Annotated in this window: 9 protein-coding genes, 1 pseudogene and 1 other annotated feature; of the genes and pseudogenes, 6 read left to right on the top strand and 4 right to left on the bottom strand. The window is 36.0% G+C overall.

The annotated features are described in order from the left end of the window. Window positions 1–12: 12 nt before the first annotated feature. Together COJ96_RS22510 and COJ96_RS22505 are read left to right on the top strand one after the other, a co-directional pair. On the top strand, window positions 13–2088 hold the full coding sequence (locus COJ96_RS22510) for a DUF4179 domain-containing protein (protein ID WP_098576018.1): 2076 nt from the start codon (window positions 13–15) through the stop codon (window positions 2086–2088). Window positions 2089–2754: 666 nt separating this feature from the next. Further along, entirely contained in the window at window positions 2755–3234 is a 480-nt protein-coding gene (locus COJ96_RS22505; RefSeq protein ID WP_098576017.1) for a hypothetical protein, read from the top strand. A 144-nt stretch (window positions 3235–3378) separates the two neighbouring features. On the opposite strand, the gene COJ96_RS22500 is transcribed toward COJ96_RS22505, so the two are convergent. Continuing rightward, entirely contained in the window at window positions 3379–4185 is an 807-nt protein-coding gene (locus tag COJ96_RS22500; RefSeq protein WP_098576016.1) for a C40 family peptidase, read from the bottom strand. 935 nt (window positions 4186–5120) lie between these two features. After that, window positions 5121–5364, top strand: a binding site (T-box leader). Window positions 5365–5433: 69 nt separating this feature from the next. Here COJ96_RS22500 and COJ96_RS22495 point away from each other — a divergent pair. Continuing rightward, window positions 5434–7140: a 2-isopropylmalate synthase gene (locus COJ96_RS22495; protein ID WP_098576015.1), complete on the top strand. Its 1707-nt coding sequence runs from the start codon at window positions 5434–5436 to the stop codon at window positions 7138–7140. 185 nt (window positions 7141–7325) lie between these two features. On the opposite strand, the gene COJ96_RS22490 is transcribed toward COJ96_RS22495, so the two are convergent. The 3 genes and pseudogenes from COJ96_RS22490 to COJ96_RS22485 form a co-directional block, all read right to left on the bottom strand. Then, a complete protein-coding gene (locus COJ96_RS22490) occupies window positions 7326–8279 on the bottom strand; it encodes a 3-hydroxyacyl-CoA dehydrogenase family protein (RefSeq protein ID WP_098576014.1) in 954 nt (317 codons plus the stop codon). Between the two features lie 162 nt (window positions 8280–8441). After that, the gene (locus COJ96_RS28860; protein ID WP_180230217.1) at window positions 8442–8582 is read right to left on the bottom strand and encodes a hypothetical protein; all 141 of its coding nucleotides are present in this window, start codon (window positions 8580–8582) and stop codon (window positions 8442–8444) included. A gap of 42 nt (window positions 8583–8624) precedes the next feature. Further along, window positions 8625–8915: pseudogene (locus tag COJ96_RS22485) on the bottom strand (GntT/GntP/DsdX family permease); the annotation flags it as partial. An 873-nt stretch (window positions 8916–9788) separates the two neighbouring features. On the opposite strand from COJ96_RS22485, the gene COJ96_RS29380 reads away from it, so the two are divergent. From COJ96_RS29380 to COJ96_RS22480, 3 genes are all read left to right on the top strand, one after another. Continuing rightward, window positions 9789–9911, top strand: coding sequence for a hypothetical protein (locus tag COJ96_RS29380; protein ID WP_257148599.1), 123 nt, complete (start codon window positions 9789–9791; stop codon window positions 9909–9911). Further along, on the top strand, window positions 9908–10057 hold the full coding sequence (locus tag COJ96_RS28855) for a nuclear transport factor 2 family protein (protein ID WP_180230216.1): 150 nt from the start codon (window positions 9908–9910) through the stop codon (window positions 10055–10057). The genes COJ96_RS29380 and COJ96_RS28855 overlap by 4 nt, the downstream gene beginning before the upstream one ends. A gap of 466 nt (window positions 10058–10523) precedes the next feature. After that, complete coding sequence (locus tag COJ96_RS22480) at window positions 10524–12011, top strand: aldehyde dehydrogenase (protein ID WP_098576012.1); 1488 nt, start codon at window positions 10524–10526, stop codon at window positions 12009–12011. Window positions 12012–12096: the final 85 nt, after the last annotated feature.

Here is a 12096-nt window from a genome sequence, read left to right as displayed (position 1 = left end):
GGGAACGCATGAATGATCCCAGCAAAGATAGATTCTACTTCAATCACTTCAATAAGCAAAAAAAGCGTGGAATCCATCTTCGATTGGTTGAATCAGCATAAACAGGCGTTCTATACGCTTGGTTGGTCCTATCTTAGTAACCAGAAGGAAATGGAAGAGCTTTTTTACCGGTCCATTTTAAAAATCCACAAAGAATTGCCGCGCTTTAAAAGTGAAACATCATTCGAAACATGGGTTACATCCATTTTCATACATATTTGTCGTGAGCTTTCTATTGATAGAGGTTTACAAGCTTCTGGGGAAGGTGAACCACGTCAGAGTATATTTAAAGCACTTGATCAATTGAAAGACATTGAGAAAGAAGCGATGGTCCTTACCTATGTAAAAGGTCTCTCACATGTGGAAGCGGCACAGCTTCTCCAAATATCAGTGGAAAAGCTGAAAGAGCTTTTGTTTTCCGGAATTCAGTCACTTAGGATAGAAATGGGGTACGGTTCATCCTTTAATGGTTGTAAGGAATATTATAAGGAGTACATCGATTATTTAGAAAGAACTCTAGATCGCCCAAAAAAGATTGATTTAGAGATACATATTTATCATTGTCAAGAATGTCAGGTGGATTTGGCTGGCTTTCAAGATGTCATGTTAACCATGATAGATCTAACCGATGGGATGAAAGATTTGCATATACCATCCGGTTTCATGGAGAACGTCAAAGCAAGGCTGGTAGAAAAGGAAAAGGACAGACAACAAAAGAACAAGAAACGTTTAAGAATGGGCATTGTATTTGCAAGTTTTATAGCATTATTAATAGGGATAGAAGTTTTTACAGAGAGTTTTACTAGCCTCTACTATACTTGGACAGAAAAAGATCAGGAATTGCGTCCCTTTCTGCAACAGGACCTTGGTGAAAGGATGAACCTGGAAGCGGAAAGCGATGGGGTGAAAATTAAGATCAGAAGTGTGATTGCTGATGATGTTCAGACGCTTGTCTTTTATGAAATCGAAGATACAAATGAAGAAAATAAATATATGATGAATTATGATGATGGGGTTATTGTGGAGAATGAACTTGACCTCATGAATACGGAAGGTCATCCTAGGTACTATCCCCCTGACCTTAAATCAGATGGCAATAAAAAAGAGAAGAATGTGTATCAAGGAAAAATTAGTCTGCTGCCACTCAATAAGGAGAATGGAACGATCAAACTAAAAATCACAAGGCTCTTGAAATTGATTCGTGATTCCTCTGACCAGAAAGTTATTAGCACTCCCTTGTACCCTGGATATGAAACTGGGGAGTGGAATTTCGAGATTCCTGTGACAAAACAGCCTTCCGTTGAATATGCCTTGAATCAAGAAACAGAAGTCGAGGGGATCCCGGTTCGATTTGATAAACTAACCATTGCGCCAACAGCAACAATTCTGCAATATGGTATTAATAATGAAAAGCCAGAGAAGATGATTGATGTTCTTAATATTGATAATCTGGAAGTGAACAATAAAATTGTAAAAACTGATCTGTATGGCAGCACTTTTATGAATTCACAGCAAGACATGAATTGGACGACTTTTCAAACAAACTTTGAACCCCTTTTCGGAGAAAAGCCAAAAGAGGTTCACGTTCAACTCGCATCTATTAATTTAACGTTTCAAGACCCAAAAACCATCGAACTGGATGCTGCTAAGCAGTATCCTCAAACTTTTGAATATGCAGGCAGTACAATCTCTATCGACAAACTGGAAGTTGGACAGCCCTCCATTATTGTCATAAGCGATCATGAAGTGAAGAATCGAGCGTATGAGGCGATTAACTTCAATATTGTGGGAGAAGATGAAAACGAGCCGATTACTACGGAGATGAATACGGATGGAGTGCTCGTTGATAAAAATGGGACGGAATACGATACGAATGAATTCCCAGTCCCTTTTGATGAAATCGAGCAACCTCGTTATTTCGTAACCGTTCAAAGCATGAAGTTGGACGGTAACGGCACTGGTGAGAAAGTGGTTCCTAAAAAGCTGGAGATTTTTGGATATAGTGCAACGAAATATTTGGAAGATGTTGTGAAGATTTCGTTGAAATAAACTCGGCATATAGAATTAATGCAATACTATGAAGAACAGAGCTGTCATTTTGGCAGCTTTTTATTTTTATATTAATGGGGAAGTTTAGTCTGTAACCAGCAAAAGTAGAATAAGCGGAGAATTTCCGGTTAAATGCAGAATGGAGCTCGTTTCGGGGTAAATAAGCGGAGAAATTCCGCTTATGCAAAGAAAAATCTCCCATTTTCACGTTTTTTGAGTAAATAGGCGGAATCTCTCCGTCTATTTAAGCCTTTTTTAATAATAATTATTAATTAAGCGGAATTTCTCCGTCTATTTATTAGCTCGGGGCTTAACCTAATTCCCCACCCGATAAGTGCGTACCCTCTGTTCCTAGATGCGGGAATCAGCAGCTTTTTATCGACCAGCTTATAAAGATCAATCAATAATATGAACCTATTTTTTCAATTAATTTATTATTAATAATTCATTAATATATAAAATGCATTCATTTAGTGTGCTAAATTGTAGTTAAATAAAATTGAAGGATATTTTAACTTTAAGTGGATTGTTTTATAAAAAAATGGAGTCATCTTGGAATGAGGAAACTGAATGAAAGGTTCTTACTTTTATTTAGGAGGACAAATCAGTGAATACTCGGGAAATCAGGGTTCAAAAACAAGGATGGGTTCCTAAAAAGGAACGAATATGGTTAATCATTGCGTTGCTTTGATAGTGTTTTGGGAACTTAAGGGGCTATTACAGCTTCCATTAACCACTTTGCACAGCAGGCAGTTCGAACATACATTTAAAGATTTTGGCTCCATTGCTAGAATTGCCTTATTTTTTGTACTTGCGTATTATGTGCTTCTTCGTGTGATGAGGCTTCGTATGCTGAAAGGTCAAGTAGAGGTAAAAAAATGGTTGGCTATTTTGCTGCGCTTTGCCCGAAAATGGCATACTCCAGCAGCGATTATCGCTATCGCTTTTATTATCGTGCATACGGTAGCTGTCTTTATGCACGGCTTCAAATTTGATTTTAATAATATAAGTGGATTGCTTTCCTTGCTAGTCCTTCTGCCAGTCCCTATATCCGGATTATTTCGATATCAGAGGATGGACAGGAAGTGGCATTTGCGTTCTGGAGTTAGTTTTGCAATTCTATTTATAATTCATTCCTTTTTATAACCAACATGTTATTAAAAAACGGGTGCGATGCTAAAATAAGCGTCGCATTTACTTTCGGGAATGACCTTAATTGGACATTTGCGATAGAATCATTTAGTTAGATAAATAAAAAAAGCCCTTATCGATACATAAGGACTTTTGAAACTAGAGTTGTCTTGCTCCAAGATAGCGAGATTTCCAGTAAGAAATATTCATATTGGAAATTTCAACTCCATGGGACCCAGAATGAACGAACTGACCATTTCCTACGTAGATTCCCATATGTGAAGGACCTTTTTTATACGTTTCGTAATAGACAAAATCGCCGACGGATAAAGTAGACACAGGTTTCATCTTGTTCCAATATCCAGCAACAGTCTGACGAGATACGGATTTTTGTTTGTTGATCACATAGTAAATAAATCCACTGCAATCAAATCCGCTTGGAGTAGTTCCTCCCCATTTGTAAGGGCTGCCAACCACAGTTTTAGCGTTTTGAATCAACTTGTTTTTATTAATGGTAGACACTGCAGGTTTATTTGCTGCGGGAGCTGGAGCAACAGGTGATGTTACAGTACCACTACTAATTTTTAATTTTTGACCTATTTTAATTAGATTCGATTTCAATCGATTCCCTGCTTTTAGTTGTGTTACAGTTGTCCTATACTTCTTTGCGATTGATGACAAGCTATCACCGGATTTTACCGTATATACCAATGAAGATGGATTGGTGTTTGTTTTAGTCACGACCTTGCCTTTTTCAGGTATGTATATACTTTGACCTATTTTGATTCTATCGCTTGATAATTTATTAGCTTTCTTAATCTCTGAAACTGATATTTTATATTGCTTTGAATACTTTGATAAAGTATCCCCACTTTTAACTTTGATTGTTGCAGCCATGGCTGACGTACTATATAGGGAAGTCCCGAATACGGTAGCTGTAACGAATGCTATAATTTTCTTTTTCATGTGTATCCCCTTAGTAATCGTTTCATTTATTAATTTTAGTTTACATATCAATTGAATAATTTGCTATAATTTGTCGAAATCGTAAAAATAATGTAATAAGTTTGTAATAAATTGTAGTTAATCAGATATTGATGGTTCGTTATAAGAAACATCAAAATCAGCCATAAGCCGCCTTAAAGGTATAGGAATAGAAGTAATCTTGATTACCGGGGATAAACAGCGGACAGTAAAAGCAATAGCAGGACAAGAAAAGGCTCTGACCAAGGTTAAGAATTTCTTTTTCTTTTGAAACTTCTTCTCATTCCAACATAATTTGGCTATCTTGTAATTCAGGATTAAGTCCTACTAAAATAGAAGAGGAGGTTTGTATCCACCTCTTCAATAACTAGTTTAATACCATTAATTAAACTAAGAAAAATGGTCACACCTTTGGTCACAACTTGCTCACGGAGATGATATTATTAGATATTTATAGACAAGACTAAATGACATATGACTAGTTAAAAAAAGGAGGGGGTATCCCAGGTCCAGCAAAAGGTCAATCAAAGATTTTTATAATATTTTTTCTTAGTTGGAAGTTGTCAGATATTTTACAAATCTAGGATGTAAGGAACTTAAGACAAAAGTTATAAAACAATGGTGCTTCCTACTAATTGGATCAACTTGAATAGTCCTTTTTCAAATAGTCATCTCTGATAAATAATGTGTTTTTAAGGTCGAATCTTCCTGTCCATATTGATTCTATTAATACTTTGAAACAGGTGTGATCAAATGGCACAAATGAAAGCAAAAGTAAAAATTAGAAGTACTAAAGGAAGGTATTAATATAGGGGTTTTCTTTTAAAGAAGTGATATTAATTCATATTAATCTTTATTTTCAGTAAATTTGGTATTGACAACTCGAGTTTATCGATATATTATCGAATTTAATTAAATATTAAGCAAAGATTGGAAATAGTAAAAGGAATTATAAACTTGTTAGAGAGCCGATGGTTGGTGAGAATCGGTAGTTATTGCCTTTGAACTCATCCAAGAGCTACTCCCTGAACTTAATCAGTAGGGGATGTCGGTTTTCTACCGTTATGTAGATAGGTGGTGATTGCCACTGAAAATGAGTGGGTTAATATTATTATGATTAATCAATTAGAGTGGTACCGCGAGCAATGCCTCGTCTCTATATTTTTATAGAGACGGGGCTTTTTTATTTTAAATAAATTAACAATTACAATTGAAAAGGTGGGAGTCGGGATGAAAAATATCGATAAATATTCTAGGGGTTACTTTATGCCCCCAGTGCAATGCTTGAAATGGACAGAGAAGGAGTATATTACAGAAGCTCCTACCTGGTGTAGTGTTGATCTACGTGATGGGAATCAGGCTTTGGTCGTCCCAATGAGTCTAGAGGAAAAGTTAGAATATTTTCAGTTGCTTTTACAAGTAGGTTTCAAGGAAATTGAAGTAGGCTTTCCAGCTGCCTCGGAAACTGAATTTGCTTTTTTACGTACATTAATTGAAGAAAATTTGATTCCGGATGATGTGAAAATTCAAGTTTTAACACAGTCAAGAGAACATATTATCAAAAAAACATTTGAAGCGTTACAGGGTGCGAATAAAGCAGTGGTGCACTTGTACAATTCCACATCTATAGCACAGCGTAAGCAAGTATTTAGAAAATCTAAGGAAGAAATTATTAATATTGCTGTAACTGGAGCAAAAATACTAAAGAAATATGCTGCTGAAACCGAAGGGAATTTCCAATTTCAGTATTCTCCTGAAAGCTTCACGGGTACAGAAGTGGAGTTTGCACTTGAAATTTGCAACAAGGTACTTGATATTTGGCAGCCGACAGCTGGTAACAATGTAATTATCAATCTACCAGCTACGGTATCAATGTCCATGCCTCACGTTTACGCAAGTCAAATTGAGTATATGAGTGACAATTTGAGCTACCGAGATAATGTAATCCTATCACTTCATCCGCACAATGACAGAGGAACTGGGGTAGCAGATGCTGAGCTAGGAATGCTTGCCGGAGCGCAAAGAGTCGAAGGAACATTGTTCGGAAATGGAGAAAGAACAGGGAACGTGGACATCGTAACGCTGGCATTAAACATGTATTCCCATGGGGTAGATCCCAAGCTGAATTTTGAAGATATCCCTACTATTATTTCCAAATATGAAAAATTAACAAGAATGAAGGTTCACGAAAGACACCCATATGGCGGTGAACTTGTCTTTACTGCATTTTCAGGTTCCCATCAAGATGCCATTGCCAAAGGTATGAAATGGCGAGAGGAAGCAGAACGTCAGTATTGGACTGTACCTTATCTATTAATTGATCCGATGGATATAGGAAGAGAATATGAAGGAGACATCATCCGAATTAACAGTCAATCCGGTAAGGGAGGAATCGGTTATATCCTTAAGCGAAAGTATGGAATTGACCTACCTACCGAAATGCGTGAGAGCTTTGGATATTGTGTGAAAAATGTTTCAGATCATAAGCACAAGGAACTTATGCCCAATGAAATCTATGATATTTTCATCAATGAATATGTAAATATTAACACCCCTATCGAATTCATCAGTTATAAATACACTCAAAATGGTTATTACGAAACGATTGTATCGATCCGGATGAATAATGAAGAACATAAATTTACTGGTGTGGGAAATGGAAGACTTGATGCTGTCAGCAACGCTCTTCAAACCCAACTGGGTATCGATTATAAAGATTTGGTCTATAAGCAGCATGCGCTGGAGATAGGTTCAGGATCAAACGCTGTATCTTATGTAGGAATTACCGCAAGGAATGGTGCTGTATATTGGGGATGCGGAATTGATACGGATATTATGACCTCCTCAGTAAAAGCTCTGTTTAGTGCAGTTAACAACATGGTATCCAGCTTACAACTTTCTGTTGAAAAAGAATTTATCCATTCAAAAAATAAGTAGAAAAATATTAAAGGGCTCCATTACCTATTACAAACAAATAACATGTAAGGTGAAATGTCTATCAAATTATATTATTTGATAGGCTTTTTTTGTTGGTATATAGCGGAGACGCTGTACGGAGCAAAAAAAAGAAGCCGGCTAAACCAACTTCTATCTTATTATTTTTAAACTGTCACATTGCTTATTTAACTGCTGATGCTGTTTTTTCCTTCTTTGTCTTGAATTAATTTTAGAAGATCTAGGAAATTATCATCACGTGTATAAATTGCTTTTGCCCCATTATCATCGTATTCATAGAAACCTTTATTTGAACGAATACCATATTCACTTTTTTCGACCATTTCTTTTAAGAATTTAGGAACTTCTCTTGTATTCGATAAATCCTGCTCGATGTTGTATACCATAGCTTGTGTTGTTTGCAGACCTGCTAAATCCTGACTTTCCATTGGTCCGCAGAAAGCCCATTTAAAGCCCATGCTTCCTCTGACAGCGATATCAATATCTTCTGCCGTACATACTCCCAATTCAATTAAGTTGAAGCATTCCCGTAGAAAGGCTACTTGTATGCGGTTAACGATAAAGCCGGTAATCTCTTTTTTCAGTACTACTGGAGTTTTACCGATTTCTTTCATTAGGTCATAAGTTACTTTTATGACATTTTCATCTGTCTTCTCAAATTTAGCAATTTCTACAATTGGTACAAGTTGTGGAGGGTTAAAGTAGTGTGTAATGATAAATCTTCCCGGATGTTTTGCTCTTTGTGTTAATTCTTTTAATGGGAAAGTAGATGTATTAGATGCAATAATCGTTTTTTCAGAGACAATGCTTTCAATAATCTCGTAAGTATCTAATTTTGTCTCAAGCACTTCTGGAATAGATTCTAGAATAAAATCAGTATCCTGGATCGCTTCAAGTAAATCTGTTGTATATTTAATATTATCCAAAGTCTGCTCCATTTTTTCTTGTGACAGCATGCCTTTATCAACCATAATTTTCAAGCTGTTCGTAATCATTTTTTTTGCTGTTTCCAATGATGTCTCGCGTCTAGCTTGAATACGTACAATATATCCTGCTTGTGCAAGTAATTGAGCAACGCCATGACCCATTATACCTGCTCCAAGTACTGTGATGATCTTCATTTAAAAACCTCATTTCGTATTATATTTTCTTCATTTTTCATAATTAGAATAGAAAGTCTATTAAAAATAGGAAGCATCTTGCTATTTAATTTTATAAGTAACTTCATTGTGAAAGGAATTTATCAGATAGCTTTCTCTTGGTGTTATGTAAATATATAAAGATTAAACAGAAATATTTTTAATTTGCTTCTTCTTGTTTCCAGCCCCTTCAATCGTGTGAATAACAACTGCAGCAATTAGGATAGCTACAATGGTTACACCAGCTAATATGACAGAAGTATCCATTAAGAAGAATAATTCCAACAATTGATGCTACTGATGAAAGAATCGTATATGTCGTAAATGCACATTCCTGCTTCCAAACTTATCGATTAATGTCATTGAAATTCGATAGACTCCACCTGCATAAGCGATCAAACGACCAATCATCGCTCCGAAACCTAAGATTAGCGCTATGTATCCTAAAGTACTGTCTAATCCAGCTTCTACTGAAGTGACTATGTCACCTAGCGGCATCCCTAATGCCAGCGCCACAACAAACGAAACAATAATCAATGGAATGAAAGCGTTTAATTTGAAGCCCGTGATTAAAATGATTAGTAGAATAACTCCAAGTGCAACCATTAATAATGGCATATTCATTGCCCCCCTTTTTTATATAACCCTAAGTCTTCCAATAACTTTAAGAATTCCCTTGTCTTAAGCATTCAGAAAATAAATATTTTAAATATATGAGAATTTTCCGAATGTTTATATTGTAATAAATAGCTATTGAAATATCTAATAGAATATAATTTATAAAAAGGCGGTTTTTTAAAAATATTTTTTATAGTTGTAAGTCAATAACGGGATCTATAAGGAGAAAATATTACTGTATTAATTAATAATTCTTATTTAGAAAATCAGAGCCATATTAGGAGGAGAAAACAAGATGGTACAAACAGCAACAAAATGTCTCTTGCGAATTTGCCCTTCTCTTTTTAGGTAGACTTTTTTTAAGTACTCTATTAGGGTACATTTTATAGGGAGAACGGCTTTTTTTTTGGAAAAAAATAAATTTGGAATGATTTATATAGAAAGATGTCTTTTTATTTATTCGTAGTTTTATTTTTATTTCCACTCCGCTTACCCTTTTTTAATTAAACGTTTTTTAGAACTCACTCAGGACAACGAAGTCTATTCATTATTCCTATTAAAACATTTCCTTGCATTAGAATTAACAATGTATTTATTGTGTTTATATATTAAAAAAATCTTGAATTTTGGCTCTAGAAGAAAGATTATTTCGATTAGAATTACATGGGGAAAAGATTTAAAATTAAGTTAATCAAGATAATATTCCGATATATTTAAATATTAACATTTTTAGATATTGATATTATCTGAAATATACAATAAACGCTGATTACCTTAGCACATTGGCTTTAACTTTTGGATGCGATTACATTTGGCTGAGGTGCCCGGGTTCGATGCTAGTTTTCGTGCATTTGATAGTCACGACAAGAAGGAATGAACAGGGAAATTCTCCAAGCGACGGATGAAGAACAAATGCGTTCCTTTTGGCTTGAATGGGATAAACGGAGGACAGCAGCGGAAAGCAAAAATGAAGAAGCTGGGAAGGTGAAAGTATGAACATAACACGTCAGGAAATTGAGGATCTTTTAGTCCATGAGGCGAAACCTCATGATGAGTTTAAGCTAAAGGAGTGGGCTACATTATTCGCAAGCAATGGAACGTATGTGATTCCGACCATCGGAAATTCTGATGCGGACTTTTAAAAATTTCTTCGTTCATGAAAATCGAGCCCGTCAAAAACAGGGGCGTTACGATTATTGAAAAAGAGGTCCGGGTAGAATATCCGCATTCAACTACTCTTCACAATATCACGAATGTAAGAATCGTTAGTAATGAAGGGGATGCCGTAAGGTAAGCTGCATATACTCAACCTATCCCACAAAACGTGAAGTGCTCGACAATTACGTCGGAGTCAACGAATACATCTTGGTAAAAGAAAAAGAAGAATTAAAGATTCAATCCAAGAAAGTCATCCTAAAACTAGACAGCCTCCTTCCGCACGGACAAGTAAGCATTATCTTATAATTTAGGTTGGGTAAGACGCACACTTTTTTAAATCTTTTAAGTGAAGTGGAAAGTTCCATTAACAAATAAGCATTAACATAAAACATGTAAGCATTAACGCTATATTTAGAAAATATTAAAATCAAAACCAAGGAGGAATTATGAATGGCGCAAGTCGAAACTAAAACAGTAGTTGAACCTATCGTAAAACCATTTGATTGTTTACATTATATCGACGGTAAATTTGTTGAATCTGTAGATGGAAAAACGTTTAATAACGTGAATCCTGTAACTGAGGAAGTTTATGGTACAGTTGCAGAAGGAAACGCGGCAGATATTGATTTAGCTGTTAAAGCTGCTAAACGTGCTTTTGAAGAGGGCCAATGGGGAAAAATGACTGTAAATGAACGTTCAAGAATTATCCGCAAAGTTGGTGACATTCTTGAAGCAAGACAAGAAGAAATCGCACAATTAGAATCATTAGATACTGGTAAGCACCTTAAATTCTCACGTCACGTTGATGCTCCTCGTGCAGCAGCAAACTTCCATTTTTTTGCTGATTACATGATTTCTATAGGAACAGAGGCATACCAAGATGAAACTCACTATGCGCTTAACTACGGATATCGCCGCCCGATTGGAGTAGTTGGATTAATCCAGCCATGGAATCTTCCATTATTCTTATTAACATGGAAATTAGCTCCAGCTTTGGCTGCAGGATGTACAGTAGTGATTAAGCCATCTGAAATAACCCCGATGACTGCAACAAGATTAATGGAAATTCTTAAAGAAGCTGGTGTTCCGGATGGAGTTGTAAACTTGGTTCACGGTTTTGGACCTGGTGCTGGAAGTGCAATCAACAAACACCCTGACATTGCTGGTATCGGTTTTATCGGGCAAGTATCTACAGGTGCTAAAATCATGGAAGAAGCTGCGCCTACACTAAAAAAGCTTTCTTTCGAATTAGGCGGTAAAAACCCTAACATTATCTTTGCAGATGTCGAAATTGATGAAGTAGTGGCAACAACCATTAGATCAAGTTTTACAAATCAAGGGGAAGTTTGTGTCTGCGGTTCAAGAATCTATGTTGAACGTCCAATTTTTGATGAATTCGTAGAAAGATTTGCATCTAAAACAAGAGAATTAAAAGTTGGCGATCCATTTGATATGAGCAATGATCAAGGCGCATTAGTCGCCAAAGTACACTATGATAAAGTAATGAGCTACCTGAAAATTGCTGAAGAAGAAGGCGGTACTTTCGTTACAGGAGGTAAGCGCCCTGATGGTTTGGATAAAGGATATTTCATAGAACCAACCATCATTACTGGTCTAGATGACAGATCTCGTTGTGTTCGTGAAGAAATCTTTGGACCGGTTGTTACAGTTATTCCATTTGACACAGAAGAAGAAGTGATTTCGGCAGCAAACGACACTCGGATGGGCTTAAGTAACACAATCTGGACTAACGATATCCGTCGTGCACACCGTGTAGCCCAAAAAATTGTATCAGGTTTATCTTACATCAACTGCTGGTTTGTACGTGATCTTAGAACTCCATTCGGAGGTACGAAAGACAGTGGACTAGGTCGTGTTGGCGGTAGTCACAGTTGGGAATTCTACACTGAAATATCTAATATTTGTGTTAAACTTTAATTTTTTTTTTAACATGGATATATTGCACGGTTTAAATAAGATATACCGTGCAACTTTTTTGAATGTTTCTCAGCTTATACTAAAC

The organism is Bacillus sp. AFS073361, from assembly GCF_002567005.1.
GTDB lineage: Bacteria > Bacillota > Bacilli > Bacillales > Cytobacillaceae > Neobacillus.
This window is presented reverse-complemented; position numbering and strand designations above follow the sequence as displayed.

What these genes read in the sequence shown, in the direction of transcription:
- COJ96_RS22490 (WP_098576014.1), bottom strand. Translation starts at nt 8,279, where the DNA reads ATGAAGATCATCACAGTACTTGGAGCAGGTATAATGGGTCATGGCGTT.
- COJ96_RS28855 (WP_180230216.1), top strand. Translation starts at nt 9,908, where the DNA reads ATGAACATAACACGTCAGGAAATTGAGGATCTTTTAGTCCATGAGGCG.
- COJ96_RS22500 (WP_098576016.1), bottom strand. Translation starts at nt 4,185, where the DNA reads ATGAAAAAGAAAATTATAGCATTCGTTACAGCTACCGTATTCGGGACT.
- COJ96_RS22480 (WP_098576012.1), top strand. Translation starts at nt 10,524, where the DNA reads ATGGCGCAAGTCGAAACTAAAACAGTAGTTGAACCTATCGTAAAACCA.
- COJ96_RS22495 (WP_098576015.1), top strand. Translation starts at nt 5,434, where the DNA reads ATGAAAAATATCGATAAATATTCTAGGGGTTACTTTATGCCCCCAGTG.
- COJ96_RS22510 (WP_098576018.1), top strand. Translation starts at nt 13, where the DNA reads ATGATCCCAGCAAAGATAGATTCTACTTCAATCACTTCAATAAGCAAA.
- COJ96_RS22505 (WP_098576017.1), top strand. Translation starts at nt 2,755, where the DNA reads ATGGTTAATCATTGCGTTGCTTTGATAGTGTTTTGGGAACTTAAGGGG.
- COJ96_RS29380 (WP_257148599.1), top strand. Translation starts at nt 9,789, where the DNA reads ATGAACAGGGAAATTCTCCAAGCGACGGATGAAGAACAAATGCGTTCC.